At 67.0% G+C, this 23,764-nt stretch carries 26 protein-coding genes; 15 read left to right on the forward strand and 11 right to left on the reverse strand.

The window, feature by feature from the left end; all coding sequences use genetic code 11:
- Nucleotides 1–49: 49 nt before the first annotated feature.
- The gene (gene murJ, locus AC5P53_RS11465) at nucleotides 50–1,654 is read right to left on the reverse strand and encodes a murein biosynthesis integral membrane protein MurJ (protein ID WP_014646374.1); all 1,605 of its coding nucleotides are present in this window, start codon (nucleotides 1,652–1,654) and stop codon (nucleotides 50–52) included.
- Between the two features lie 117 nt (nucleotides 1,655–1,771).
- On the opposite strand from murJ, the gene rpsT reads away from it, so the two are divergent.
- The gene (rpsT, locus tag AC5P53_RS11470; protein ID WP_005408560.1) at nucleotides 1,772–2,041 is read left to right on the forward strand and encodes a 30S ribosomal protein S20; all 270 of its coding nucleotides are present in this window, start codon (nucleotides 1,772–1,774) and stop codon (nucleotides 2,039–2,041) included.
- Between the two features lie 166 nt (nucleotides 2,042–2,207).
- On the opposite strand, the gene cgtA is transcribed toward rpsT, so the two are convergent.
- The 3 genes from cgtA to rplU form a co-directional block, all read right to left on the reverse strand.
- On the reverse strand, nucleotides 2,208–3,260 hold the full coding sequence (gene cgtA, locus AC5P53_RS11475) for an Obg family GTPase CgtA (RefSeq protein WP_014646373.1): 1,053 nt from the start codon (nucleotides 3,258–3,260) through the stop codon (nucleotides 2,208–2,210).
- 193 nt (nucleotides 3,261–3,453) lie between these two features.
- Nucleotides 3,454–3,717 (reverse strand): 50S ribosomal protein L27, encoded by a 264-nt coding sequence (gene rpmA, locus AC5P53_RS11480; RefSeq protein WP_005408558.1) that lies wholly within the window; start codon nucleotides 3,715–3,717, stop codon nucleotides 3,454–3,456.
- Nucleotides 3,718–3,735: 18 nt separating this feature from the next.
- Nucleotides 3,736–4,044, reverse strand: coding sequence for a 50S ribosomal protein L21 (gene rplU, locus AC5P53_RS11485; RefSeq protein WP_005408557.1), 309 nt, complete (start codon nucleotides 4,042–4,044; stop codon nucleotides 3,736–3,738).
- Between the two features lie 317 nt (nucleotides 4,045–4,361).
- Between rplU and uvrA the strand changes: the two genes are divergently transcribed.
- From uvrA to AC5P53_RS11500, 3 genes are all read left to right on the forward strand, one after another.
- The gene (gene uvrA / locus AC5P53_RS11490) at nucleotides 4,362–7,355 is read left to right on the forward strand and encodes an excinuclease ABC subunit UvrA (protein ID WP_241886602.1); all 2,994 of its coding nucleotides are present in this window, start codon (nucleotides 4,362–4,364) and stop codon (nucleotides 7,353–7,355) included.
- A complete protein-coding gene (locus tag AC5P53_RS11495) occupies nucleotides 7,355–7,762 on the forward strand; it encodes an acyl-CoA thioesterase (RefSeq protein WP_241886601.1) in 408 nt (135 codons plus the stop codon). Before uvrA ends, AC5P53_RS11495 begins: the two co-directional genes overlap by 1 nt.
- 97 nt (nucleotides 7,763–7,859) lie before the next feature.
- Nucleotides 7,860–8,585, forward strand: coding sequence for a hypothetical protein (locus AC5P53_RS11500; protein WP_014646370.1), 726 nt, complete (start codon nucleotides 7,860–7,862; stop codon nucleotides 8,583–8,585).
- A gap of 198 nt (nucleotides 8,586–8,783) precedes the next feature.
- On the opposite strand, the gene AC5P53_RS11505 is transcribed toward AC5P53_RS11500, so the two are convergent.
- On the reverse strand, nucleotides 8,784–9,230 hold the full coding sequence (locus tag AC5P53_RS11505; protein WP_041863160.1) for a copper chaperone PCu(A)C: 447 nt from the start codon (nucleotides 9,228–9,230) through the stop codon (nucleotides 8,784–8,786).
- Nucleotides 9,231–9,264: 34 nt separating this feature from the next.
- Between AC5P53_RS11505 and AC5P53_RS11510 the strand changes: the two genes are divergently transcribed.
- The 4 genes from AC5P53_RS11510 (at nucleotide 9,265) to AC5P53_RS11525 (ending at nucleotide 12,959) form a co-directional block, all read left to right on the forward strand.
- Nucleotides 9,265–10,041, forward strand: a complete 777-nt coding sequence (locus AC5P53_RS11510) for an enoyl-CoA hydratase/isomerase family protein (RefSeq protein WP_014646368.1) — start codon at nucleotides 9,265–9,267, stop codon at nucleotides 10,039–10,041.
- Between the two features lie 87 nt (nucleotides 10,042–10,128).
- A complete protein-coding gene (tesB, locus tag AC5P53_RS11515; RefSeq protein ID WP_005408551.1) occupies nucleotides 10,129–11,049 on the forward strand; it encodes an acyl-CoA thioesterase II in 921 nt (306 codons plus the stop codon).
- Nucleotides 11,050–11,053: 4 nt separating this feature from the next.
- The gene (locus AC5P53_RS11520; protein ID WP_053494920.1) at nucleotides 11,054–11,563 is read left to right on the forward strand and encodes a pathogenicity-like protein; all 510 of its coding nucleotides are present in this window, start codon (nucleotides 11,054–11,056) and stop codon (nucleotides 11,561–11,563) included.
- Nucleotides 11,564–11,741: 178 nt separating this feature from the next.
- Complete coding sequence (locus AC5P53_RS11525) at nucleotides 11,742–12,959, forward strand: RNA polymerase sigma factor (protein WP_126411832.1); 1,218 nt, start codon at nucleotides 11,742–11,744, stop codon at nucleotides 12,957–12,959.
- A gap of 51 nt (nucleotides 12,960–13,010) precedes the next feature.
- On the opposite strand, the gene AC5P53_RS11530 is transcribed toward AC5P53_RS11525, so the two are convergent.
- The gene (locus tag AC5P53_RS11530; RefSeq protein ID WP_126411831.1) at nucleotides 13,011–13,571 is read right to left on the reverse strand and encodes an EF-hand domain-containing protein; all 561 of its coding nucleotides are present in this window, start codon (nucleotides 13,569–13,571) and stop codon (nucleotides 13,011–13,013) included.
- Nucleotides 13,572–13,727: 156 nt separating this feature from the next.
- On the opposite strand from AC5P53_RS11530, the gene AC5P53_RS11535 reads away from it, so the two are divergent.
- Nucleotides 13,728–14,483: an arginyltransferase gene (locus AC5P53_RS11535; RefSeq protein WP_100449614.1), complete on the forward strand. Its 756-nt coding sequence runs from the start codon at nucleotides 13,728–13,730 to the stop codon at nucleotides 14,481–14,483.
- A gap of 38 nt (nucleotides 14,484–14,521) precedes the next feature.
- On the forward strand, nucleotides 14,522–15,736 hold the full coding sequence (locus tag AC5P53_RS11540; RefSeq protein WP_032961376.1) for an endonuclease/exonuclease/phosphatase family protein: 1,215 nt from the start codon (nucleotides 14,522–14,524) through the stop codon (nucleotides 15,734–15,736).
- Between the two features lie 83 nt (nucleotides 15,737–15,819).
- Here the strand turns inward: AC5P53_RS11540 and purT are convergent, their stop codons facing one another.
- Complete coding sequence (purT, locus tag AC5P53_RS11545) at nucleotides 15,820–17,007, reverse strand: formate-dependent phosphoribosylglycinamide formyltransferase (protein WP_014646362.1); 1,188 nt, start codon at nucleotides 17,005–17,007, stop codon at nucleotides 15,820–15,822.
- 137 nt (nucleotides 17,008–17,144) lie between these two features.
- Between purT and AC5P53_RS11550 the strand changes: the two genes are divergently transcribed.
- Genes AC5P53_RS11550 through AC5P53_RS11570 form a run of 5 tightly spaced genes read left to right on the forward strand, consistent with a single transcriptional unit; the run spans nucleotide 17,145 to nucleotide 19,843 of the window.
- Nucleotides 17,145–18,026: an SPFH domain-containing protein gene (locus AC5P53_RS11550; RefSeq protein WP_014646361.1), complete on the forward strand. Its 882-nt coding sequence runs from the start codon at nucleotides 17,145–17,147 to the stop codon at nucleotides 18,024–18,026.
- Nucleotides 18,027–18,071: 45 nt separating this feature from the next.
- The gene (locus AC5P53_RS11555) at nucleotides 18,072–18,251 is read left to right on the forward strand and encodes a type II toxin-antitoxin system antitoxin (RefSeq protein ID WP_014646360.1); all 180 of its coding nucleotides are present in this window, start codon (nucleotides 18,072–18,074) and stop codon (nucleotides 18,249–18,251) included.
- A complete protein-coding gene (locus AC5P53_RS11560) occupies nucleotides 18,248–18,427 on the forward strand; it encodes a DUF4177 domain-containing protein (RefSeq protein ID WP_111205856.1) in 180 nt (59 codons plus the stop codon). The genes AC5P53_RS11555 and AC5P53_RS11560 overlap by 4 nt, the downstream gene beginning before the upstream one ends.
- A gap of 3 nt (nucleotides 18,428–18,430) precedes the next feature.
- Nucleotides 18,431–19,024 (forward strand): PH domain-containing protein, encoded by a 594-nt coding sequence (locus AC5P53_RS11565; protein WP_014646358.1) that lies wholly within the window; start codon nucleotides 18,431–18,433, stop codon nucleotides 19,022–19,024.
- A gap of 9 nt (nucleotides 19,025–19,033) precedes the next feature.
- The gene (locus AC5P53_RS11570; protein ID WP_046429507.1) at nucleotides 19,034–19,843 is read left to right on the forward strand and encodes a M15 family metallopeptidase; all 810 of its coding nucleotides are present in this window, start codon (nucleotides 19,034–19,036) and stop codon (nucleotides 19,841–19,843) included.
- 154 nt (nucleotides 19,844–19,997) lie between these two features.
- On the opposite strand, the gene AC5P53_RS11575 is transcribed toward AC5P53_RS11570, so the two are convergent.
- From AC5P53_RS11575 to AC5P53_RS11590, 4 genes are all read right to left on the reverse strand, one after another.
- The gene (locus tag AC5P53_RS11575; protein WP_014646356.1) at nucleotides 19,998–20,369 is read right to left on the reverse strand and encodes a DUF423 domain-containing protein; all 372 of its coding nucleotides are present in this window, start codon (nucleotides 20,367–20,369) and stop codon (nucleotides 19,998–20,000) included.
- Between the two features lie 104 nt (nucleotides 20,370–20,473).
- Nucleotides 20,474–21,547 carry a polyketide cyclase gene (locus AC5P53_RS11580; protein ID WP_014646355.1) on the reverse strand — a complete coding sequence of 358 codons (1,074 nt, stop codon included), beginning with the start codon at nucleotides 21,545–21,547 and terminating at the stop codon, nucleotides 20,474–20,476.
- A 234-nt stretch (nucleotides 21,548–21,781) separates the two neighbouring features.
- The gene (locus tag AC5P53_RS11585) at nucleotides 21,782–22,423 is read right to left on the reverse strand and encodes a response regulator (protein WP_006424175.1); all 642 of its coding nucleotides are present in this window, start codon (nucleotides 22,421–22,423) and stop codon (nucleotides 21,782–21,784) included.
- Entirely contained in the window at nucleotides 22,423–23,619 is a 1,197-nt protein-coding gene (locus tag AC5P53_RS11590) for a sensor histidine kinase (protein WP_032961359.1), read from the reverse strand. The genes AC5P53_RS11585 and AC5P53_RS11590 overlap by 1 nt, the downstream gene beginning before the upstream one ends.
- Between the last annotated feature and the right edge of the window lie 145 nt (nucleotides 23,620–23,764).

The raw sequence follows: 23,764 nt of genomic DNA on the forward strand, positions 1-23,764 counted from the left end.
CCGCCGCTTCAATGGTGTAACCCTGAAGTATAGCCGCCACGGACCGCGATCAATGCCCGCGCAGGTCGCGCGGGCGGAAGCCCATCGCCAGCATGGCCACCACGTAGGTCGCGCCGCCGCCGCCGACCAGCAGCATCAGGCCACCGATACGGTGCCATTTGTCCATGCCGGTGAAGTCGGGGACCCAGTGCAGCAGGGCCAGCAGCACGCCGACCATGGCCACGCAGGCCACCCCCAGCCGCACCAGATAGCCGCCCCAGCCCGGCCGCCGCTGGTAGACGTCGGTCTTGCCCAGCCAGTACCAGAGCAGGCCCAGGTTCAGGTAACTGGACAGCGCACTGGCAATGCCCAGCGCCAGGTGCAGGCCCGGCTGCTTGCCGATCGCCGCCATCACGCCCTGCGCCTTCAGCGCGTCGGGCACCATCACCTGGTACAGCACGGCCAGCAGCGCGAAGTTGAACACCATGTTGGCCACCAGCGCGGCCACGCCGGCACGCACCGGGGTCTTGGTGTCCTGCCGCGCATAGAACGCCGGCAGCACCACTTTCAGCAGCGCGAACGCCGGCAGGCCGAAGCTCAGGCCGTATACCGACAGCGCGGTCATGCGGGTATCGAACGCGGTGAACTGGCGGTACTGGAACAGCGTGGCGATCAGCGGCTCGGCCAGCAGCACCAGGCCCAGCATCGCCGGCACCGAGATCAGCAGGGTCATGCGCAGGCCCCAGTCCAGCGAGCGCGAGAAGCCCTCGCGGTCGGTGCTGACATGGTGGCGGGCCAGCGCCGGCAGGATCACCGTGCCCAGCGCCACGCCGAACACGCCCAGCGGCAGCTCCAGGAAGCGATCGGCCAGCGACAGCCAGGACTGCGAGCCGTCGGTCAGCTTGGCCGCGATGAGGGTATCCAGCAGCAGGTTGATCTGCGCCACCGACGAACCGAACAGGGTCGGCACCATCAGCGTCAGCACCTTGCGCACGCCCGGATGGTTCCAGCCCCAGCGCGGCAGGGTCAGCAGGTTGATGCCCTTCAGCGAGGGCAGCTGGAACAGCAACTGCAGGAGACCGGCCGCCAGCACCGCCCAGCCCAGCGCCAGGATCTGCTTCTCCGGGGTGCCGCCCAGCCGCGGCGCCAGCCACAGCGCACCGGCGATCATGCACAGGTTGAGGATGACCGGGGTCAGCGCCGGCATCGCGAAGCGCTGGAAGCTGTTCAGCGCACCGCCGGCCAGCGCGGTCAGCGACACGAACAGCAGGAACGGGAAGGTCAGGCGGAACAGGTCGACCAGCAGGGTCTGCTTGACCGGGTCGGTATCAGCACCACTTGAGAATGCCACCGCCAGCTGCGGCGCGAAGATCAGCGCCAGGGCGGTGACCAGCATCAGCACCCCGCCCAAGGTGCCGGCGGTCCGGGACATCAGCTCACGCAGTTCGGCGTGGCTGCGGGTCTCCTTCACCTCGGTGAACACCGGCACGAAGGCGGTGGAGAAGGACCCCTCCGCGAACAACCGGCGCAGGAAATTGGGTATCCTGAAGGCAACCCAGAACGCATCGGTAACCGCATTGGTGCCGAACGTGGTAGTGATCACCTGATCCCGGACAAGTCCGAGAACCCGCGAGACCATGGTCATGCTGCTGAACGACAGCAGGCCCCGCAACATCTTCGGTGAACTCACTCAGCGTCCCTCTTGACAATCGACTTGACGTGCATTTCTCGGGCCATCATACTAGCTAGCTTGCTGTTCCCATAACACCGATTTTTTCAGGAAACCACCACCGTGGCCAATATCAAGTCCGCCAAGAAGCGCGCCAAGCAGACCGTCGTGCGCAACGCGCGCAACGTGGCTCAGCGCTCGATGCTGCGCACCGCTGTCAAGAAAGTGATCAAGGCGCTGGACGCCAACGATGCCGCCGGCGCCGAAGCCGCCTTCGCCGTTGCCCAGCCGATCCTGGATCGCTTCAGCGCGCGTGGCCTGATCCACAAGAACAAGGCTGCTCGCCACAAGAGCCGCCTGAACGACCGCATCAAGGCCCTCAAGGCCGCCTGATCCGGCGTTGCCGCCCTGCCCTTCGGAGTTGGGCAGCAGACAAAAGCCCGGCCCCGGCCGGGTTTTTTGTTGCCTGCGGTTCACCGGGATTGCCGGCCAGCGGCCGGCACTACCAAATGAAAAACCCGGCCGAAGCCGGGTTTTCCGCATGGAACCACAACGGCATTCACTGCGCGTTGCGGGCTTCCAGCTCGTCTTCCTTCTGGCGATCGAAGAAGGCCATGATCCGGCTCATGATCGGGAAGGTACCTTCGCGGCCCAGCGCGGAAACCAGGAACCACGGCTCCTTCCAGCCCAGCTCGGCGACGATCTGCTCCGCCGCGGCCTGCGCCTCGTCTTCGAACATCAGGTCAGCCTTGTTCAGCACCAGCCAGCGCGGCTTGTTCAGCAGCTCCGGATCGTGCTTCTCCAGCTCGCGTTCGATCGCACGCACCTGCTCCACCGGCGAAATGCCCTCCACGCCGCCTTCCATCGGCGAGATGTCCACCAGGTGCAGCAGCAGGCGGGTGCGCTGCAGGTGGCGCAGGAACTGCGCACCCAGGCCGGCGCCGTCCGCAGCGCCTTCGATCAGGCCCGGAATGTCGGCGATCACGAAGCTGCGGTGGTTCTCCACCTTCACCACACCCAGGTTCGGGTACAGCGTGGTGAACGGGTAATCGGCCACCTTCGGCGTTGCCGCCGAAACGGCACGGATCAGGGTGCTCTTGCCGGCGTTGGGGAAGCCCAGCAGGCCGACATCGGCCAGCAGCTTCAGCTCCAGCTTCAGCGTGCGCTCTTCGCCCGGCTCGCCCGGCAGCGCCTGGCGCGGCGAGCGGTTGGTCGAGCTCTTGAAGTGCATGTTGCCCAGGCCACCGCGACCGCCCTTGGCCACCAGCAGGCGGTCGCCGTGCTGGGTCAGGTCGCCGATGACTTCATCGGTGGCAACGTTGATGACCACGGTGCCGACCGGCACGGTGATGGTCAGATCTTCGCCGCCCTTGCCATAGGCCTGGCGGCCCATGCCGTTCTCGCCGCGCTGCGCCTTGAAGATACGCTCATGGCGGAAGTCGACCAGGGTGTTCAGGTTTTCGTCGGCGCGGATGTACACGCTGCCGCCCGCACCGCCGTCGCCGCCGTCCGGGCCGCCGAGCGGAATGAACTTCTCGCGACGGAAGCCAATGCAGCCGTTGCCGCCGTTGCCGGCGAACACTTCGATTTCTGCTTCGTCTACCAGTTTCATTGTTTCGATGCCTGCGATGGGCGCGACCTGCTGGCCGCCACCTTGAATGTCATGCCGGCCGCGGGCCGGCAACCCGGCCCAGCCGGTCTTGCTTCAACTCTAACGAAAAGCCCCGCCGAAGCGGGGCTCTCCATGCAGCGTGCTCTTCATCCAGCACGGCCATGCCGCGGCACGGGTGCCGGCGATGCCTGGATCAGGCGTCGGCCGAGACGATGCTGACGGTGCGACGCTTCTTGGCGCCCTTGACCGAGAACTCCACCTTGCCGTCCACGAGGGCGAACAGGGTGTGGTCACGGCCCAGGCCAACGCCGGTGCCCGGGTGGAACTGGGTGCCGCGCTGACGCACGATGATGTTGCCGGCTTCGATGGCCTGGCCGCCGAAGATCTTGACGCCCAGGTACTTCGGGTTGGAGTCGCGACCGTTGCGCGAGGAGCCTACGCCCTTTTTATGTGCCATGACTGCTTCTCCTGATGCTTAGCCGGCGATGCCGGTGATCTCGATTTCGGTGTAGTACTGACGGTGACCCTGACGCTTCATGTGGTGCTTGCGGCGACGGAACTTGATGATCCGGACCTTGTCAGCACGACCCTGGGACAGGACCTTGGCGGTGACGGCAGCGCCCTTCAGCGCATCGCCCAGCTTCACGCCGTCGCTGTCACCCAGCATCAGGATGTTGTCAAACTTGATCTCGCTGCCGACTTCGACTTCGAGCTTTTCAATGCGGAGCTTTTCGCCCTGCGCCACGCGGTATTGCTTACCGCCGGTGACCAGTACTGCGTACATGACCAGGCCTTCCTCTGTAGTTATTGTGGTCTGAGCTGCCGCCATCGAGGGCGGACAGGAGCGGAATTGTACGCAGATCAGCGGGCGCGGGTCAAGTCAACCCCCGAACGCCGCGGGGGACGGCTCCGGAACGGGGTCAGATCCCTTTTCACCCCGTGAAAAGGGATCTGACCCCTGCCTGACGGCCTGTCTCACCAGATGAGACATCGGGCTGGCATTGTCGCCCATTGCCCCCATCTGGTCACCTCGGTAGGCTGACCGATTGCCGTTCCCTGCTGGCCCGGCACCCAGCCAACGCCCCCACAACCGGATCCCCCATGGCGATGGATTTCATCCGCATCCGCGGCGCGCGGACGCACAACCTGAAGAACCTCGACCTCGACCTGCCCCGCGACAAGCTGATCGTGATCACCGGCCTGTCCGGCTCGGGCAAGTCCTCGCTGGCGTTCGACACCATCTATGCAGAAGGCCAGCGCCGCTATGTCGAGTCGCTGTCGGCCTATGCGCGCCAGTTCCTGAGCGTGATGGAAAAGCCGGACCTGGACCACATCGAGGGCCTGTCCCCGGCGATCTCGATCGAGCAGAAGTCGACCTCGCACAACCCGCGTTCGACGGTCGGCACGATCACCGAGATCTACGACTACCTGCGCCTGCTGTACGCCCGCGTCGGCACCCCGCGCTGCCCGGACCACGGCTATCCGCTGGAGGCGCAGACGGTCAGCCAGATGGTCGACCAGGTGCTGACCCTGGACCCGGAACAGCGCTACATGCTGCTGGCCCCGGTCATCCGCGACCGCAAGGGCGAGCATGCCCAGGTGTTCGACCAGCTGCGCGCGCAGGGTTTCGTGCGCGTGCGCGTGGACGGCGAGCTGCATGAAATCGATGCGGTGCCGCCGCTGGCGCTGCGCCAGAAGCACACCATCGAGGCGGTGATCGACCGCTTCCGCCCGCGCGAGGACATCAAGCAGCGCCTGGCCGAGAGCTTCGAAACCGCGCTGAAGCTGGGCGACGGCATGGCCTCGGTGCAGAGCCTGGACAGTGCCGACGCTTCGCCGACGCTGTTCTCCTCCAAGTACTCCTGCCCGGTCTGCGATTACTCGCTGCCGGAGCTGGAACCGCGCCTGTTCTCGTTCAACGCACCGATGGGCGCCTGCCCCGGCTGCGACGGCCTGGGCATGGCCGAATTCTTCGATCCTTCGCGCGTGGTGGTGCATCCCGAGCTGTCGCTGGCCGCCGGCGCGGTGCGCGGCTGGGACCGCCGCAACGCCTATTACTTCCAGCTGATCGCCTCGCTGGCCAAGCACTACCGGTTCGACGTCGACGCGGCATGGAACTCGCTGCCGCAGAACGTGCAGCAGGCCGTGCTGTACGGCAGCGGCGATGAGGCGATCACCTTCACCTACTTCACCGAAGCCGGTGGCCGCACCCAGCGCAAGCACCGCTTCGAGGGCATCATTCCCAACCTCGAGCGCCGCTACAAGGAAACCGAATCGCCGGCGGTGCGCGAAGAGCTGTCCAAGTACATCAGCGAACAGCCGTGCCCGGAATGCCATGGCGCGCGCCTGAACAAGGCGGCACGCAACGTGTTCGTGGCCGACCGCCCGCTGCCGGAGCTGGTGGTGCTGCCGATCGACGAGGCGCTGAAGTTCTTCAGCGAACTGAGCCTGCCGGGCTGGCGTGGCGAGATCGCCGCGAAGATCGTCAAGGAAATCGGTGAGCGCCTCGGCTTCCTGGTCGATGTGGGCCTGGATTACCTGACCCTGGAACGCAAGGCCGACACCCTGTCCGGTGGCGAGGCACAGCGCATCCGCCTGGCCAGCCAGATCGGCGCCGGCCTGGTCGGCGTGATGTACGTGCTCGACGAGCCGTCGATCGGCCTGCACCAGCGCGACAACGAGCGCCTGCTCGGCACCCTCACCCGCCTGCGCGACCTCGGCAACACGGTGATCGTGGTCGAGCATGACGAGGATGCGATCCGCCTGGCCGACTACGTGCTGGACATCGGCCCGGGCGCGGGCGTGCATGGCGGCGAGATCGTCGGCCAGGGCACCCTGCAGGACATCCTGGAGGCACCGCGCTCGCTGACCGGCCAGTACCTGTCGGGCAAGCGCGCGATCGAGATCCCCGCGCGCCGGCACAAGCCGAACCCGAAGATGACCCTGCACCTGCGCGGGGCCAGCGGCAACAACCTCAAGGGCGTGGACCTGGCGATTCCGTCGGGCCTGCTGACCTGCGTGACCGGTGTGTCCGGCTCCGGCAAGTCCACCCTGATCAACGACACCCTGTTCTCGCTGGCCGCCAACGAGATCAACGGTTCCTCGCACCCGATCGCCCCGTACAAGGAGATCGATGGCCTGGACCTGTTCGACAAGGTGGTGGACATCGATCAGTCGCCGATCGGCCGCACCCCGCGTTCGAACCCGGCCACCTACACCGGCCTGTTCACCCCCCTGCGCGAACTGTTCGCACAGGTGCCCGAAGCGCGTGCGCGTGGCTATTCGCCGGGCCGTTTCAGCTTCAACGTGCGCGGTGGCCGCTGCGAAGCCTGCCAGGGCGACGGCCTGATCAAGGTGGAGATGCACTTCCTGCCGGACGTGTACGTGCCCTGCGACGTCTGCCATGGCAAGCGCTACAACCGCGAGACGCTGGAGATCCTCTACAAGGGCTTCAACATCAACGACGTGCTGGAAATGACCGTCGAGGATGCACTGAAGCTGTTCGAGCCGGTGCCGTCGATCGCACGCAAGCTGGAAACCCTGGTCGACGTCGGCCTGAGCTACATCAAGCTGGGCCAGAGCGCGACCACGCTGTCCGGTGGTGAAGCGCAGCGCGTGAAGCTGTCCAAGGAACTGTCGCGCCGCGATACCGGCCGCACCCTGTACATCCTCGACGAACCGACCACCGGCCTGCACTTCCACGACATCGAAGCGCTGCTGGGCGTGCTGCACAAGCTGCGCGACGAAGGCAACACGGTGGTGGTGATCGAGCACAACCTGGACGTGATCAAGACCGCCGACTGGATCGTCGACCTGGGTCCGGAAGGCGGCCACCGCGGTGGCACCATCCTGGTCACCGGCACGCCGGAAGACGTGGCGGCCTGTCCGCAGTCGTATACCGGCCAGTTCCTGGCGCGCATGCTGCCGTCCACCAGCGCGCGCCCGGAACAGCCGGCTGCCGTGGCCAACAAGCCCGACGCCCGCCCGCCACGCAAGGTGAAGCCTGAGAAGCCGGCCAAGGTTGCCAAGAAGGCCGCGGCCGCCAAGAGCACCGGCAAGGCCAGCAAGAGCACATTGAAGAAGAAGGACGCCTGATGAGCAGCGAACACAAGATCCTGGCCCGCATCCCGATCAGCGTGCGCTGGCGTGACATGGACAGCATGGGCCACGTCAACAACGCCAAGTACATTTCCTACCTGGAAGAAGCGCGCGTGCGCTGGATGCTGGGCGTGGACGGCGTATCGATGACCGACCGCATCGCACCGGTGGTGGCCGCGACCAACGTCAATTACCGGCTGCCGATCGTGTGGCCCAACGACATCCTGGTCGAGCTGTTCGTCGAGCGCCTGGGCAACAGCAGCGTGACCATCGGCCACCGCATCGTCGACCAGCAGGACGCGTCGAAGCTGTATTCCGACGGCAACGTGGTGGTGGTGTGGATGGATACGCAGACCGGCAAGAGCGCGGCGCTGCCGGAGGCGATCCGCAGCGCCTCCACTTGACGCGCCCTGGTAGGTGCCGACCTTGGTCGGCACGCTTTGGCTGCAATGAGGTTGCCGGCCAGCGGCCGGCACTACCGATCCCATTCAATGGACTGACATGATCCACCAGACTGAACTGCGCGACCTGCTGCCCGGCATGGTCCCCTTCCCCACCGACGTCTTTCCCGCCGACCAGGCCTGGCTCGGCCAGCACCTGCTGCCGCTGCTGAAGATTGACCTGGGCGTGCTGCGGCCGGAACTGGCCGGCCAGGTGGCGACGATGCTGTGCCCGATCGAGCCGTACGACGGCTGCATCGGCGAGACCACCGAAGAACACCACAACGATTTCACCGGCACCAACTGGATCGCCTTCGAACTGACCGCCGGCAACGAGATGCGCTTCCTCGGCAATGAGGGCTATTTCATCGGCGAGGCGGTGCAGGACAAGGATGCGCAGGAGCACATCGCGCAGATGCGCGACAGCTACGCCAAGGCCCGCGATTACCATGCCGCGCACGGCCGTCTCGCCTGCTACTCGCGCTACGGCAAGGGTGAGGCCAGCGAACGCGACTACCTGGATACGCTGGGCGGACCGATAGGCTTCGGCAACTGGACTGAGACCGCGGAGATTCCCGCGGCCTTCGAACTGGGCTTCACCGACGCTGCCGATGACCCAAACGCTGCGGACGATGCCGAAACGGTGATCATCACCCGCAACGGCAACAAGTTCTTCGCCGTGGCCGGCGTAGCCGGCTACAACTGGTGCGCCACCGGCGCCGATGCGATCGTGATGCTGTACGAGCCGGAAAGCCGCACCGTGCTGTTCTCGTACGACTGGTCGTAAGGCCCTTTGATCGTGCCGGCCAGCGGCCGGAACTACACGATCCTCTGCGCCACCGGCGCCGACGCGGTCGAGATGCTGTACGAGCCGGAAAGCCGCACCGTGCTGTTCTCGTACGACTGGTCGTAAGGCCCTGTGGTAGTGCCGGCCGCTGGCCGGCATTGCCCGTGCTGCCGGCCAGCGGCCGGCACGACCATCCCGCTACGGCGCAGCCTTGCGTACGGCCAGCGTCGCACTTGCTTCGCCGCCGCCTTCCAGCTGCAGCCGTAGCGGCACCGCCTGCCCCTCCTTCAGCGCGCCCTTGCCCTGCATCAGCATCAGGTGCAGGCCACCGGGCTTGAGCTCGGCACGTGCACCCGGCGCCAGCGGCAGGCGCTCGATCGCGCGCATTCGGCTGACCCCATCCGTGATCGTGGTTTCGTGCAGCGACACATCATTGAAGCTGCTGCTGGTCGCGCCGGTGATCACCACCGCCTTGCCGCAGCCGTTGTGGATGACGCCGTAGCCAGCGGTCATCGGCATTGCCGGATTCGGTGGCAACCGCGCCCAGCCCTGATCCACCGTGACGCAGCCCGATTCCGCCGCCGAGGCCGATGCTGCGGCCGCACACAGAAGCCACAGTACGCCAACGAATGGTTTGGTTATCATCGCCCAGGTTCCTTCTTCGCAACGAGACCGCAGCATGACGACGCTCATCGAGGTGATCAACCATGGCCCCATCCGCGAACTGCGCCTGGCGCGGCCGCCGGTCAACGCACTGGACACCGACCTGTGCCGGCAGTTGATCCATGCCATCGAGCTGGCCATGGCCGAAGACGCGCACGGCATCGTGCTGTCGGGCAGCGAGCGCATCTTCACCGGCGGCATGGACGTGCCGCACCTGCTCTCGCATGGCGATGACAAGCACAAGCTGCTGGACACCTGGAACGCCTTCTTTGGCGCCGTACGCACGCTGGCCGAGAGCCGCATCCCGGTGGTCGCGGCGATCACCGGCCACGCCCCGGCGGGCGGCTGCGTGCTGGCCCTGTGCTGCGACTACCGGGTGATGGCCCGCAGCGCCGATCCGTCGCGGCCATATGCCATCGGCCTGAACGAGGTGCAGGTGGGCCTGATCGCGCCGGAGGGCATCCAGCGCCTGCTGCGCCGTGCGGTGGGCGTGCACCGCGCCGGCGTGCTGCTGACCACCGGTTCGCTGGTACCGGCCGAACAGGCGGTGCAGATCGGCCTGGTGGATGAGCTGGCAGAGGGGGACCTGGTGGTGGCACGCGCGATTGCCTGGCTGCAGGACCTGCTCAGGCAGCCGCGCCAGCCGATGCTGCTGACCCGCGCCATCGCCCGCGCCGACCTGCACGTGGCGCTGCAGCCGGACCTGATCCAGCTCGACCGTTTCGTCGAGGCCTGGTTCGCCCCGGACGCACAGAACGCCCTGCAGGCCCTGGTAGCCCGGCTGGGCAAATAGCGGTTGCCCCGCCCGGGGTCAGATCCCTTTCGCCGGGCGAAAGGGATCTGACCCCTGACCGGTATAATCAGGCCCTCTTTCACTGCTGTGGCCGCCCCCTTGAACGACACGCCCGAACCCGTCGTCTCCGAGCTGATCGACCTGCTCACGCTGGAGCGGCTGGAGGACAACCTGTTCCGCGGGCAGAGCCGCGACATCGGCACCAAGTACGTGTTCGGCGGGCAGGTGCTGGGCCAGGCGCTGGCCGCGGCACAGGCCACGGTCGACAACGGCCGCCACGTGCACTCGCTGCACGCCTATTTCCTGCGCGCCGGCAACATCGACCACCCGATCGTCTACGACGTGGACCGTACCCGCGACGGCGGCAGCTTCTCGGTGCGCCGGGTCACCGCGATCCAGCACGGCAAGGTGATCTTCTTCTGCGCGGCATCGTTCCAGCAGGCCGAGACCGGCGCCGAGCACCAGCACAAGATGCCCGAAGTGCCGCAGCCGGAAGACATCGAACCGAACCGGCCGCTGCCGGCCGAAGTGCTGGAGCGGCTGCCGATCAAGGTGCAGCGCTGGCTGTCGCGCGGCGGCCCGTTCGAATTCCGCCACGTCTACCCGCGCGACGAACTGAACCCGCCCAAGCGCCCGCCCTACCACCAGGTGTGGCTGCGCCTGAGCGAGCCGGTCGGCGATGCTCCGGAACTGCACCAGGCCCTGCTGGCCTATGCCTCGGACTTCCACCTGCTGGGCACGGCGACGTTCCCGCACGGCATCAGCTACTACCACCCGCACGTGCAGATGGCCTCGCTCGACCACGCGATCTGGTTCCACCGCCCGTTCCGTGCCGACGACTGGCTGCTGTACTCGCTGGACAGCCCCAGCGCGCAGGATTCGCGCGGCCTGGCCCGCGGCCAGTTCTTCACCCGCAATGGTGTGCTGGTGGCCAGCACCGCGCAGGAGGGCCTGATCCGCGTGGTTCCCGACCAGGCTGCCGCGGCCGCCGTGCCGGCCAAGGAGTAAACCCATGCGCCAGATCTTCAGCAGCCAGCGCGTGGAAACCGTCGAAGGCGTGGCCGAGCTCCTGCGCGGGCATGGCATCGACGTCAAGGTGACCAACGGGCGCTCGTACAAGACCCGTCGCCGCGGCCAGTTCAGCTATACCGACCTCGGCAACGCCAACGCCTACCCGGCGGTATGGATCGTGCGCGCCGACGACCAGCCGCGTGCACGCGAGATCCTGCGTGAGGCGCGCCTGCTCGACACCACCCGCCGCGACCATCCGACCGCCGAGTTCGCCTTCCGCGACACGCCGGAACAGGGCAGCGGCGGCCGCAGCTGGGCCTGGCGCATCCGCATCGCCCTGCTGGTGGTGATCGCCGGCGTGGCGCTGGTGATCGGCCTGCGCCATCGCGGTGCCCCGGCCCCGGCAGCACCGGCCCCTGCCCCGCAGGCCCAGCCGCAGCAGGCGCAACCGGCCCCGCAGGCCGCACCGGAAGAGGAAGAAGTCCGGGTCCGCATCCAGCCATCGAAGTAACTCACGGGTCGTACCCGCCGCTGGCCGGCAACTGCAAAAAGGGGACGGAGGGGATTAAGTCGTTTGTGGCACAAACGACTTAATCCCCTCCGTCCCCTTTTTTGTCAGCACAGAAAGTCGGTCACATTGGGCGCGCGGCTCCGTCATGGGACACAATCCCAGCAGGAGAGCCGCCGCCATGACGACGTTCGCCGCATCGATCGACCAGACCCTGGAACGCGAACTGCCCGCCGCCGCCAGCGGTTGCCAGCACGCCTACGGCCGTATCGTGCTGGCCTGCCAGAACACGGTCACCGCCATCGCCCTGGCCATCACCCGCGACCGCCAGGCCAGCGAGGACATCGCCCAGGAGGCCTTCGTGAAGGGCTGGCAGCAGCTGCACCAGCTGCGCAGCGCGACCAGCTTCCTGCCCTGGCTGCGGCAGATCACCCGCAACCTGGCCCGCGACTGGCTGCGTGCGCAACGCGGCCGGCCGCTGACCGGCGAGGCCGCGGAGGTGGCGATGGGCATGGCCGCCGACCCGGCCCCAGGTGCGGCTGATCGCCTGCAGCGGGTGGAAGAGGAGATCGCCGCCGAGGACATCATCTCCGCCCTGCCCGCTGACAGCCGCGAAGTCCTGTTGCTGTACTACCGCGAAGGACAGCGCTCGCAACAGGTCGCCGACCTGCTCGGGCTCAGCGATGCAGCCGTGCGCAAGCGCCTGTCGCGTGCACGTGCCCTGGTGCGCGAAGGCCTGCTGCAGCGCTTCGGTGAATTCGCCCGCAGCAGCGCGCCGAGCGCTGCATTCGCCACCGCCGTGGTGTCGATGGTGCTGGTGGCCGCGCCCGGCACCGCCAGTGCAGCGGTGCTGCTCGGCACCGGCGTCGGCATCGGCGGCAGCAAGCTCGGCCTCGGCGGCGCCAGCGTTGCCGGTGGAACCGCGATGGGCTCGTTGACCGCCACCCTGGGCCAGCTGCATGTGTTGCCGGCCGAAAGCTGGGGGGCGGTCATTGGTGGCGTTGCCGGTGGCGCGATCGGCAGCTATCTCGGCGGGCGCTTCCTGATGTCGTACACCGAAACTGCGGCAGAGCGGGCCGATGTGCGCCGCTTCCTCTACCTCAACATCACCACCGGCATGTTCTGGTGCCTGGCGATCCTGCTGGCTGTGGTGCTGCAGGCACCGGTCTGGACGCAGCTGACGGTGCTGGCGGTCGGGTTGGGCGTGGTCAACTACCAGTGCCTGGTGACGCTGCAGCGGGTGATGGCGCCGATGATCGCGCGCGATTCGGCGCGGCGCGGGCGAACCGGCATCAACTGGAAGTTCGAATCGATGTACGGCCGCACCGCCATCATCGCCATGAACCTGATGGTCATTGCGCTTGTGGCGTACTCGCTGATGCGCAGCGGCCGCTTGTAACGGACAACGCCGGCAGTGCCGCCGGCGTTGTCGTCATCACTGCATTGATCCTCAGCGCTGCGGCTTCGGTGCGCCGCCGTCGCGCGGACCGCCATGGCGCGGGCCACCATGCATCGGGCCCTTGGCCGCATCAAACTCGGCCTTGCTCAGCTGGCCGTCCTTGTTGGTGTCGGCGGCGGCGAACCAGGCATCACGATGCTGCTTCATGCGCAGCTCGCGGTCGGCCTTGTCCAGGTAGCCGTCCTTGTTCAGATCAAGCTGGTCGAAGCGCGCGGCCAGGCGCGGATCGGCCTTGGCTTCCTCGCGGCTGATGCGGTCATCCTTGTTGACGTCCAGCGCGGCCCAGCGCTCACCGCCGTGGCCACGACGGCCATGCTGCCAGCGCGGCAGCTCGTCGCGCGAGAGCTTGCCGTCCTTGTTCTTGTCCAGCTCGTCGAACTTCGCGGCCAGGCGCGGGTTGGCGGCCGCCTCGCTGCGGTCGATCACGCCGTCACCGTTGGTATCCAGCTTGGCCGGGCGCGGTGCCGGCGTGGCCGGGGTGTCGGCCGCCAGCGCGATACCGGATGCGGAGGTGCCAAGCAGCAGGGCCAGCAGCAGGGGGGTACGGATCATGAGGTCACTCCTGGGGATGGGAACAGCGTCGGGGTGATCACTTCACCCTCGGGGGACAACAACGCCCGGGCGCGACGTCGGTTGACGCTACTGCCGATTCCATTCATCCGGCGGACAGTCGCCGCCACTGCGACAACCTGGGGCTATGCTGTGCCCATGGCGATACATGGCGACAGAGACGACGAACTGCGACTTTTCCAGACCGGCGAGCACCCCTGCGGGTACTGGTCGGACCGGGTGGCACGCGACCTGGTGCTGGACCCGAACGACCGCCGCCTCGGCGCGCTCTATCCACTGGCACTGAGCTGGGGCTTCCGCCGCAGCGGCGACCTGGTCTACCGGCCGCATTGCGCGCACTGCCAGGCCTGCGTGGCGGTGCGCATCCCGGTGGCCCGCTTCGCCCCGGACCGCAGCCAGCGCCGCTGTGCCACCCGCAATGACGACCTGGAGGTGCGGATCACCGCCGCCACCGCCCGCGATGACCTGTTCGCGCTGTACCACCGCTACCTCACCCACCGCCATGCCAACGGCGGCATGGACGACCACGGCCCGCACGAGTTCGAGCAGTTCCTGATCGGCAGCTGGTCGCACACCCGCTTCATGGAGATGCGCCTGCCCGGCCACGACGGCCAGCCCAGCCAGCTGCTGGGGGTAGCGGTGACCGACGTCACCGAGCACGGCCTGTCGGCGGTCTACACCTTCTTCGACCCGGACCACGCCACGCGCGGGCTGGGCACCTTCGCGATCCTGCAGCAGATCGAGTGGGCACGCCGCGAGGGCCTGCCGCACGTGTATCTGGGCTACTGGATCCGCGGCCACCAGAAGATGGACTACAAGCGCCGCTTCCATCCGCTGGAAGCCTACGATGGCCGCCGCTGGCACGATTTCGACAAGGATCTGGACGGGCGCTGACAAACCGCTGACACCGGGCCGGGTGCACAATATGGCCCATGAACATGACCCGCCGCCATCCCCTGATCCTCGCCCTGGCCCTGCTCTGCGGCGCCACCGCCCCTGCCTTCGCCACGTCCCCTGCGATGACCGAAAAGCCGTCCGCTGCGCTGCGCCTGGCCACCTACAACACCTCGCTGTACTCCGATGACGCCGGTGGCCTGATCAAGGAGCTGGAAGGCGACAGCGAACACGCGCGCAAGATCGCCGCAGTGCTGCAGCAGGTGCGCCCGGACCTGGTGCTGCTGAACGAATTCGACTTCGACGACGCCCATCGCGCCGCCGACCTGTTCCAGAAGCGCTACCTGGAGGTCGCCCAGCCCGGTGGCGGCAAGCCGCTGCACTTCGCCTACCGCTATCTGGCACCGGTCAACACCGGCGTGCCCAGCGGCCTGGACCTGGACAACAACGGCGTGGTCGGTGGCGAAGGCCGCAGCCGCGGCAACGATGCCTGGGGCTACGGCCTGCACCCGGGCCAGTACGGCATGCTGGTGCTGTCGCGCTACCCGATCGACGAAGCCAGGGTGCGCAGCTTCCAGCTGCTGAAGTGGAGCGCGATGCCGGGCGCGATCCGACCGGTCGATCCACGTACCGGCCAGAGCTTCTACAACGACCATGTGTGGTCGCAGCTGCGCCTGTCGTCGAAGTCGCATTGGGACGTGCCGGTGAAGACCCCGGCCGGCGTGGTGCACGCGCTGGTGTCGCACCCGACCCCGCCGGTGTTCGACGGCCCGGAAAAGCGCAACGCGGCGCGCAACCATGACGAACTGCGCCTGTGGCAGGAATACCTGTCCAAGGGTGACAAGCCATGGCTGTGCGACGACAAGGGTCAGTGCGGCGGCCTGGCCCAGGACGCGCGCTTCGTGATCCTCGGCGACCTCAACAACGACCCGGTCGATGGCGATGGCCGCCATGAGGCGATCGTCGAACTGATCGAGAACGCCCGCGTGCTGCGCTACCCCACCCCGCGCAGCGTCGGTGGCGAGCAGACCAGCCTGGCCTATGCGGCCAAGGGCATCGAGCGCAAGGGCGCACCGTTCCATGCCACCGGCGATTTCGGCCCGAAGTCCGGCACCATGCGCCTGGACTACGTACTGCCCTCGACCGGTTTCGAATATGTCGGCAGCGGTATCTTCTGGCCGGCCAATGAAAGCCCGGAAGCGAAGATCGCCGACGGCAGCGACCACCACCTGGTGTGGGTGGACGTGCGGTAGAGTCGACGGCCCTGAAAAGGGGACGGAGGGGATTAAGTCGTTTGTGGCACAAACGACTTAATCCCCTCCGTCCCCTTTTTGCTTTACGGGCGCAGTTCGACGCCGATGGCGTCGGCGGCATCTCGCGCGATGGCGCGCGCCTCGTCGATGGTTTCCGCGCGCGCCAGGGTGACACCGACGCGGCGATGGCCATGCACGCTCGGCTTGCCGAACAGGCGTACGGCAGTATCCGGCACCTGCAATGCAGCGGCGACGTTGTTGAAGTACGGCACGCCCTCGCCGTGTGCCAACAGCGCGCACGACGCCGACGGGCCGCTCTGGCGGATCACCGGGATCGGCAGGCCGAGGATGGCGCGCGCATGCAGCGCGAACTCGCTCAACTCCTGCGATACCAGCGTCACCAGGCCGGTGTCGTGCGGGCGCGGCGACACTTCGCTGAACCACACTTCGTCGCCCTTCACGAACAGCTCCACGCCGAACAGGCCCCAGCCGCCAAGGTCGTCGGTGATCGCACGTGAGATCTCCTCGGCACGTGCCAGTGCCGCGCTCGACATCGGCTGCGGCTGCCAGCTTTCGCGGTAGTCGCCATCCTTCTGCAGATGGCCGATCGGCGCACAGAACGAGGTGCCACCGGCATGGCGCACGGTCAGCAGGGTGATCTCGTAATCGAAATCGATGAAGCCTTCGACGATGCAGCGGCCGGCACCGGCGCGGCCACCGGTCTGCGCGTAGTCCCAGGCCGGGGCGATGTCCGCCTCGCTGCGCAGGGTGCTCTGGCCCTTGCCCGAGGACGACATCACCGGCTTGACCACGCACGGCAGGCCGATGGCGGCGACGGCAGCACGGTATTCGGCCTCGGTATCGACGAAGCGGTACGGCGAGGTCGGCAGGCCCAGGGTTTCGGCGGCCAGGCGACGGATGCCTTCGCGATCCATGGTCAGGCGTGCGGCGCGCGCGGTCGGGATCACCCGCAGGCCCTGCTCCTGTTCCAGCTGGACCAGGGTCTCGGTGTGGATGGCCTCGATTTCCGGCACCACCAGGTGCGGCTGCTCCTGGGCGATCAGCGCCCGCAGCGCCATCGCATCGAGCATGTCGATCACGTGCGAGCGGTGCGCGACCTGCATGGCCGGGGCGTCGGCATAGCGATCAGCGGCGATCACCTCCACGCCCAGCCGCTGCAGCTCGATGGCCACCTCCTTGCCGAGTTCGCCCGAGCCCAGCAGCAGCACGCGGGTGGCGGAGGGGGACAACGGCGTTCCAAGCTTGGCCATGGCGGTTCCAGCAGCGATGTGAAGGCGGGAGGGCATTCTAGCTGGCCGGGCACCCTGACCATGGCATCCGACGAACGGTAGTGGACAGGTGATATCACTTTGATATCTTAAATTTGAACCCTCAAGGACGTACCGCCATGAAAGAGAAGTCGCTGTCTTCCCTCAACGGCCTCGGCACGCTGGTCGGCGCCCTGCTCGTCGGCCTCGCCGGCGCCGCCCTGTTCGTGGTGGGCGTGGCAGCCAAGGCCAGCACCGGCTCGCCCAGCCTGCTGCTGATGCTGCTGGGCGCCCTGCTGGTGGCGCTGGGCGTGTTCATCCTGGCCGGTCTGTACACCATCCAGCCCAACCAGGCGGCGGTCCTTAGCCTGTTCGGCAAGTACGTGGGCACGGTGAAGGACAACGGCCTGCGCTGGAACAACCCCTTCTTTGCCAAGCGCCGGGTCAGCCAGCGCGTGCGCAACTTCGAGAGCGGCAAGCTGAAGGTCAACGAGCTGGACGGCAGCCCGATCGAGATCGCCGCGGTGATCGTCTGGCAGGTGGTCGACGCCTCCGAGGCCGTCTACAACGTGGACGACTACGAGAGCTTCGTGCACATCCAGTCCGAATCTGCGCTGCGTGCGATGGCCACCAGCTATCCCTACGACCAGCACGAAGACGGCCAGCTGGCCCTGCGCAGCCATGCCAGCGAGATCTCCCAGCACCTGAAGAACGAGCTGGCCGAACGCCTGGCCGACGCCGGCGTGCAGGTGATCGACGCACGCATCAGCCATCTCGCTTACGCCGCCGAAATCGCCCAGGCGATGCTGCAGCGTCAGCAGGCCAACGCGGTGATCGCCGCACGCACGCGCATCGTGGCCGGTGCGGTGGGCATGGTTGAAATGGCCCTGGCCGAACTGCAGAAGAACGGCGTGGTGCAGCTGGATGAAGAACGCAAGGCGCACATGGTCAGCAACCTGCTGACCGTGCTGTGCTCGGACCGCGGTACCCAGCCGATCGTCAACGCCGGTTCGCTGTACTGAACCACCCTCGCAACGGGGTGCCCCACCACCCCGCCAGGAGCTTGCATGAGTGAGAAGAAAGCCTACCCGCTGCGCATCAATGCCGACGTCCTGGCCGCCGCGCAACGCTGGGCTGACGACGAGCTGCGCAGCCTCAACGCACAGATCGAATACGTGCTGCGCGACGCCCTGCGCAAGGCAGGACGCCTGCCGAAACCCACGCCATCTTCGGGGGACAAGGAATGAGCAAGCGCTGGAACTACCAGACGATCGAGGTCAAGACGTCCATGATGGGCCAGCTCAAGGCCGAGGACATCCAGAGCGAACTGAGCCGTCAGGGCCAACTGGGCTGGGAGCTGGTCAACATCATCATCCCCGCACCGATGCGCCCGGCGATGCTGGTATTCAAGAAGGAGGCCTGAGCCATGGGTGCCAGCGATCCAAAGCAGTACGAGGTGGCCGAGAGTTCGCCGTTGCGCGTGCTGTGGATCGTGCTGCCCCTGCTCGCCGCCTTCGTGGCCTGCCTGTATGCGCAGTTGTACAAGGCACCGGCCACGGCGCCCTGGATCGAAGTGACGCTGTCGCCGCCCTGGTTCCGGATGGGCGGCAGTGCCGCCTGGAGCCTGCTGGTGATCGCCGCGCTCGGCATCGGGTTGGGCGCGGCGTTCTTCCGCCGCCGGGTGGAACTGGCCGACGACGTGCTGGACGTGCGCTCGACGATGTACCGCCGCCGCGTTCCGGTGGCACAGCTGCGGCTGGACCAGGCCGAGGTGGTCGACCTGCAGCGTGACCGCCGCTATGGCATTCGTTTCAAGACCAATGGCTATGCGATGCCGGGCTTCTATTCCGGCCACTTCCGCCTGCAGGGCGGCGGCAAGGGGTTCGCGCTGGTCACCGACCGCACGCGCGTTCTCGCCCTGCCGGTCAGCGATGGCAGCACGCTGCTGCTCAGCCTGGAGCGGCCGCAGGTGCTGCTGGACGCACTGCGCAAGGTGGCCGCACCGGCGCCTCGGCGGTAAGCTGCGGCGATGCAACGACGCGCCCCCCTGCTGATCAATACCGAGGCCATCGAGCTGTGGCCCGCCCACCTGCTGCGCGCACGAAGCAACCTGGATGCCCGCCTGCTGTCGCAGGCACAGTGGGTGCTGCGGCGCAAGCGCGATGGCCGCTACCTGGCGGCGGTAACGACGCATGGCGTGCATTCGCTGGTGCCACGCCTGCCGCGCGAGCCCGGGGCCGAGGACGCACTGGCGCTGCTCGATGCAGCGGCGGCACGTCCGTTCGGCGCTGCGCTGCAGGAACAGTGGCTGCCGCTGGCCGGGCTGCAGCAACGCCTGCAGCAACTGGGCCTGGATGCACAGCGCTATGCCGACGACAGCGGCCTGCCACTGCAGCCCGAACCGTGCCTGCTGCACTTCGCCGGCCGTGACCGCTTCGGCCGCCCGCTGTGGCTGCGCCGTGGCGCCGCGCAGGGATGGCGGCGGATGCGCCTGCAGGCGGCACGGGAGGGCATCGCGCTCGACGCAATTTCCGGCTTCCGCAGCCATGCCTACCAGCTGGGCATCTTCGAGCGGAAGCTGGCACGTGGGTTGAGCGTGACGGAGATCCTGAAGGTCAATGCAGCGCCGGGGTTCAGCGAACACCACAGCGGCCATGCGCTGGACATCGGCACACCGGGCGATGCCCCGGCCGAGGAATCATTTGAAGCCACCGACGCGTTCGCCTGGCTGCAGGTGCATGCCGGCGGGCATGGCTTCCATCTGAGCTACCCACGCGACAACCCGCACGGCATCGTCTACGAACCCTGGCACTGGTGCTGGAGGCCTGCCAACGGCTGAGCCCCTCGTGGCGCCCGCACGCGGAATGGAACGAGAGAGCGAAGACAAAAGCGGGCCGCTTCGCTCGAAGCCGAGCATGGCTCGGCTCTACAGGAGCTGCCGCGCAACGCCCCCATGTCGTGCCGAGCCATGCTCGGCTGTACCCGGATTGCCGTCACCGCCTCAACGCGTTGATCGCCAGCACCACCCAGCCGGCCATCATGCTGGTGCCACCGATCGGCGCCATCCGCGTCGGCCACTGCCACAGCGCCCCGCCCACCAGGCTGCCTGAAAACAACAGCACACCCAGCAGCAGCACGTACAGCGCCAGGTGTGCGATCGCCCCGTGCGCGCGCGGCCCGAGTGCCACCAGTACCGCACCATGCGCGAACGCGTACAGCGCCGCCATGTTCAGGTGCTGCTGCGCCAGCGGATCGGCCACGCCATGCGAGGCGTAGGCGGACAGGCCGATCGAGGCAGCGGCCAGCAGCGCCCCCAGGCAGGCGAGCAGGGACGGCTTACGTGCACGACGTTCGAGATTGAACATGGGGGCTCCTTGCGCAGCGCCCCTTGCCGGGCGCCGGATCAAAAAAAACGCGCCGCAATGAGCGGCGCGTTTTCGTGTCCAACACTACATGGGTCAGCCGAGGCTTACTTGACGGCCCAGTAGATGTCGTAGGTCGCTTCCGGGGTGAACGACTTGTCGATGCCGTCCTTCCAGGTTTCGTACGGGCGGTCGATGACTTCGTTGCCCGAAGTCACGGCCCAGGCACGCAGGCCGTTGCGGGCCACGTCCAGACCCGCCATGTGGCCGGTGTAGGCCGCATGCGCCGAACGGTGCGGAGCAACGTGCACGTACTTGACCGGAGCGCCGCCGTCGATCTTGACGGTCAGCTCGTCGGCAGCAGCACCTTCAGCACCCTTCTTCTTCACCGGCTGGGCGATGTCGAAGGCGTACTTCTCCTGGCCGAAGTCGGTGGTGATGATGCGGAACGGGCCGGCGGCTTCAAGGCCATTGGCCTCCATCACGCGCTTGATCCACTCCTGGTTGTCCTTGATGGACTTGGTGATGGTGTCCTGACCGCGGTCCACGTTGCCGGCGTTGACCACCAGCAGGTTCTCGGCCGGCACTTCAACGATGGCCAGGTCGGTCAGCGGGGCTTCCGGCGTGCGGTAGTCCACGTTCGGCACGGTTGCGAGCATGTTGGCGATGCGCGACAGGCCCAGCTTGATGTCGTCGCCGATCTGGCGGCTGACATACAGGCCGGCGTAGCGGCCGAACAGGTCGAAGCCGTACTTCACCGAGTAGTCCTGGGTGATCTTGACGTTGCGACCGCCCTTGCCGGTCGGCTCCAGGTTGAAGGTGGTGACCTTGTCGTGACCCTTGGTGGCGTCTTCGATGGCGATCACAACACGCTTGTTCTCTTCGGCTTCGGTGATCTTCCAGGAACCGGTGCCCAGGTCCTTGGAGGTGAAGTCGAGGGTGGCACCGGTACCGGAGGCCGGGCCGGACAGCTTCAGTTCAACGGCGGGATCGCGCAGTACCAGCGGGTTCCAGTCCTTGAAGCGGCGCAGGCTGCTGACCGTGTCGTACACGATCGTCATCTTGCGGTTGGTCTCGATGCTTTCGGTGATGTGACGCTCGCCCGGCAGACATACGCCAATGATGACGAACAGGCCAGCCACGATCCCCAAGGCGATCAGGAACTCGATAATACGGGTCATTCAGAGAGTCTCCGGGGCCGATCCCACGGCCGGGTTGATTGAAGCGAAGCGCCAATCCTAGCAGGCTTCGCGGGCATTGTTTATCGGGATTGGCGCACCGGTTTCCCTGCCGGCTGCGTATTTGTATGGACAAAGAATTCGAAGGGTAACGCATACCGCTACCCGGCAAGTAGGGGGCAACCTTGGCAGGAACCCGTAACTACGACCCAAGTCTTTGTACTTGAACGATTTTCTTCAGACCAGCTGGAGTTCGAACGCCTTCAGTACGGCACGCGTACGGTCGCGCACGCCCAGCTTGGACAGGATGTTGGACACGTGGTTCTTGATGGTGCCTTCGGCCACGCCCAGCGAATTGGCGATCTCCTTGTTGGAGAAGCCGCTGGCCATCAGCCGCAGGATCTCGGTCTCGCGGTCGGTCAGCGGGTCCGGGCGGTCCAGGCTGACGAACTCGTTGCGCATGTGCTCCAGGCCGGACAGCAGGCGCTGGGTCACCGCCGGCTGCACCAGCGAACCGCCGTCGGCCACGGTACGGATGGCACCGACCAGCTGCGCCAGGGTGACATCCTTGAGCAGGTAGCCCTTGGCACCGGCCTTGAGCCCGGCCAGCACCAGCTGGTCATCGTCGAACGTGGTGAGGATGATGGTCGGCGGCAGCTGTTCCTGCCGCGACAGCACCTGCAGTGCCTCCAGACCGGACATCACCGGCATGCGCATGTCCATCAGCACCACGTCGGGGCGCACCTGCGGTATCAGCTCGACCGCCTGCCGGCCGTCGCCGGCCTCGGCCACCACCTCGATGCCGTCGTCGAGCGCCAGCAGGGAGCGGATTCCCTGCCGCACCAGGGTTTGGTCGTCGACCAGGCAGACGCGAATCATCAACGCACTCCTTCAGGAACCTTGGTAAGGGCCGCCACCAGCACCGTTGCCGGCACCGTCGCCCGCAGCCGGAAGCCTTCTCCGGGACGGGTTTCGATCTGCAGCTGGCCACCACATTGTTGCAGGCGCTCGCGCATGCCGCGCAAGCCATTGCCTACATTGACCATATCCGCGCCGACGCCGTCGTCGCGGGCCTCCACCACCACCCGGTCGGGGGCTTCACGGTACACCTTGATCCACAGGTGGCGGGCGCCGGCGTGGCGCACCGCGTTGGTAATGATCTCCTGGGTACAGCGCAGCAGCACGTGGGCCCGCTGCGGGTCTTCCACGTTCAACGGATCCTCGATCTCCAGCTGGATGTCCAGCGAGGGCACGTTCTCGGTCAGCGGGCGCAGCGCCGCGGCCAGATCGATCGCGCCGGTCTCGCGCAGCTGGCTGACCACCTCGCGCACATTGCCCAGCAGCAGCTTGGCCAGCGCGTGCGAGCGCTTCACGTGGTCCAGCGCCTGGCCCTCGGCCAGGTGGCCGGCGACCTCCAGGTTCAGGGTCAGCGCGGTCAGCTGGTGGCCCAGCAGGTCGTGCAGCTCGCGCGAAATGCGGGTGCGCTCGTTGACCCGCGCGCTCTCGGCCAGCAGGGCGCGGGTGGCACGCAGCTCCGAATTGAGCCGGCGCTGCTCGTCGCGGGCCTCGGTCTGCTGCCGTGCAACCAGGCTGGTCACGAAGATGAACATGGAGAAGCCGCCATACAGCAGCGACTGCATCACCGCTTCGAACAGCGGGAAGCGCAGCAGCAGGTAATAGACCGGCGCCACCGCCAGCTGGCTGACCAGCAGCCACAGCACCCCCAGCCGAACCGACAGCATCCACGGAATGACCCCGGCGGCGACCATCATCAGGATGCTGCCCAGGCCCGAACCGCTGAGGAAACTGACCCCCAGCGCCGAGACCGTCAGCAACAGCAGCAGGCCGCGGTCCAGCCAGCTGGTGTGGCTGTCGCTGCGCAGGATGCGGGTCAACCAGTAGTAGGCCGTGCCGAAGGACAGGTAGGCGACGAACAACAGGATCGCCCAGCCGCCCATGTCACCGCGGCTGTGCAGGTTCTCGAACTGCGAGTACGCCAGGGGCAGGCCGACCATGACCCAGGTGAACAGGCCGGCCAGGCGGAGGACGCGGGTATGGCTGAGGACTCCCAACATGCCAGCACTCTACGGGCCGCGCCTGCGCACCGCACCCCACGGAAGTCATGCCTGCCCGGTCGCCTGTTCATGCCGCAGCCCACCCCGGGCATGCAATAATCGTGCGCAGGGTCCCTTGATGGACCAACCGCGTTACCCCACGGAG

This window comes from Stenotrophomonas sp. YJH_SMC_82 (assembly GCF_059368875.1).

What these genes read in the sequence shown, in the direction of transcription:
- AC5P53_RS11555 (WP_014646360.1), top strand. Translation starts at nt 18,072, where the DNA reads ATGAGTGAGAAGAAAGCCTACCCGCTGCGCATCAATGCCGACGTCCTG.
- AC5P53_RS11570 (WP_046429507.1), top strand. Translation starts at nt 19,034, where the DNA reads ATGCAACGACGCGCCCCCCTGCTGATCAATACCGAGGCCATCGAGCTG.
- AC5P53_RS11540 (WP_032961376.1), top strand. Translation starts at nt 14,522, where the DNA reads ATGAACATGACCCGCCGCCATCCCCTGATCCTCGCCCTGGCCCTGCTC.
- AC5P53_RS11590 (WP_032961359.1), bottom strand. Translation starts at nt 23,619, where the DNA reads ATGTTGGGAGTCCTCAGCCATACCCGCGTCCTCCGCCTGGCCGGCCTG.
- purT (WP_014646362.1), bottom strand. Translation starts at nt 17,007, where the DNA reads ATGGCCAAGCTTGGAACGCCGTTGTCCCCCTCCGCCACCCGCGTGCTG.
- AC5P53_RS11525 (WP_126411832.1), top strand. Translation starts at nt 11,742, where the DNA reads ATGACGACGTTCGCCGCATCGATCGACCAGACCCTGGAACGCGAACTG.
- AC5P53_RS11575 (WP_014646356.1), bottom strand. Translation starts at nt 20,369, where the DNA reads ATGTTCAATCTCGAACGTCGTGCACGTAAGCCGTCCCTGCTCGCCTGC.
- uvrA (WP_241886602.1), top strand. Translation starts at nt 4,362, where the DNA reads ATGGCGATGGATTTCATCCGCATCCGCGGCGCGCGGACGCACAACCTG.
- AC5P53_RS11500 (WP_014646370.1), top strand. Translation starts at nt 7,860, where the DNA reads ATGATCCACCAGACTGAACTGCGCGACCTGCTGCCCGGCATGGTCCCC.
- AC5P53_RS11530 (WP_126411831.1), bottom strand. Translation starts at nt 13,571, where the DNA reads ATGATCCGTACCCCCCTGCTGCTGGCCCTGCTGCTTGGCACCTCCGCA.
- AC5P53_RS11535 (WP_100449614.1), top strand. Translation starts at nt 13,728, where the DNA reads ATGGCGATACATGGCGACAGAGACGACGAACTGCGACTTTTCCAGACC.
- murJ (WP_014646374.1), bottom strand. Translation starts at nt 1,654, where the DNA reads ATGTTGCGGGGCCTGCTGTCGTTCAGCAGCATGACCATGGTCTCGCGG.
- AC5P53_RS11495 (WP_241886601.1), top strand. Translation starts at nt 7,355, where the DNA reads ATGAGCAGCGAACACAAGATCCTGGCCCGCATCCCGATCAGCGTGCGC.
- AC5P53_RS11520 (WP_053494920.1), top strand. Translation starts at nt 11,054, where the DNA reads ATGCGCCAGATCTTCAGCAGCCAGCGCGTGGAAACCGTCGAAGGCGTG.
- AC5P53_RS11505 (WP_041863160.1), bottom strand. Translation starts at nt 9,230, where the DNA reads ATGATAACCAAACCATTCGTTGGCGTACTGTGGCTTCTGTGTGCGGCC.
- AC5P53_RS11585 (WP_006424175.1), bottom strand. Translation starts at nt 22,423, where the DNA reads ATGATTCGCGTCTGCCTGGTCGACGACCAAACCCTGGTGCGGCAGGGA.
- AC5P53_RS11580 (WP_014646355.1), bottom strand. Translation starts at nt 21,547, where the DNA reads ATGACCCGTATTATCGAGTTCCTGATCGCCTTGGGGATCGTGGCTGGC.
- AC5P53_RS11560 (WP_111205856.1), top strand. Translation starts at nt 18,248, where the DNA reads ATGAGCAAGCGCTGGAACTACCAGACGATCGAGGTCAAGACGTCCATG.
- AC5P53_RS11565 (WP_014646358.1), top strand. Translation starts at nt 18,431, where the DNA reads ATGGGTGCCAGCGATCCAAAGCAGTACGAGGTGGCCGAGAGTTCGCCG.
- AC5P53_RS11510 (WP_014646368.1), top strand. Translation starts at nt 9,265, where the DNA reads ATGACGACGCTCATCGAGGTGATCAACCATGGCCCCATCCGCGAACTG.
- AC5P53_RS11550 (WP_014646361.1), top strand. Translation starts at nt 17,145, where the DNA reads ATGAAAGAGAAGTCGCTGTCTTCCCTCAACGGCCTCGGCACGCTGGTC.
- rpmA (WP_005408558.1), bottom strand. Translation starts at nt 3,717, where the DNA reads ATGGCACATAAAAAGGGCGTAGGCTCCTCGCGCAACGGTCGCGACTCC.
- cgtA (WP_014646373.1), bottom strand. Translation starts at nt 3,260, where the DNA reads ATGAAACTGGTAGACGAAGCAGAAATCGAAGTGTTCGCCGGCAACGGC.
- rplU (WP_005408557.1), bottom strand. Translation starts at nt 4,044, where the DNA reads ATGTACGCAGTACTGGTCACCGGCGGTAAGCAATACCGCGTGGCGCAG.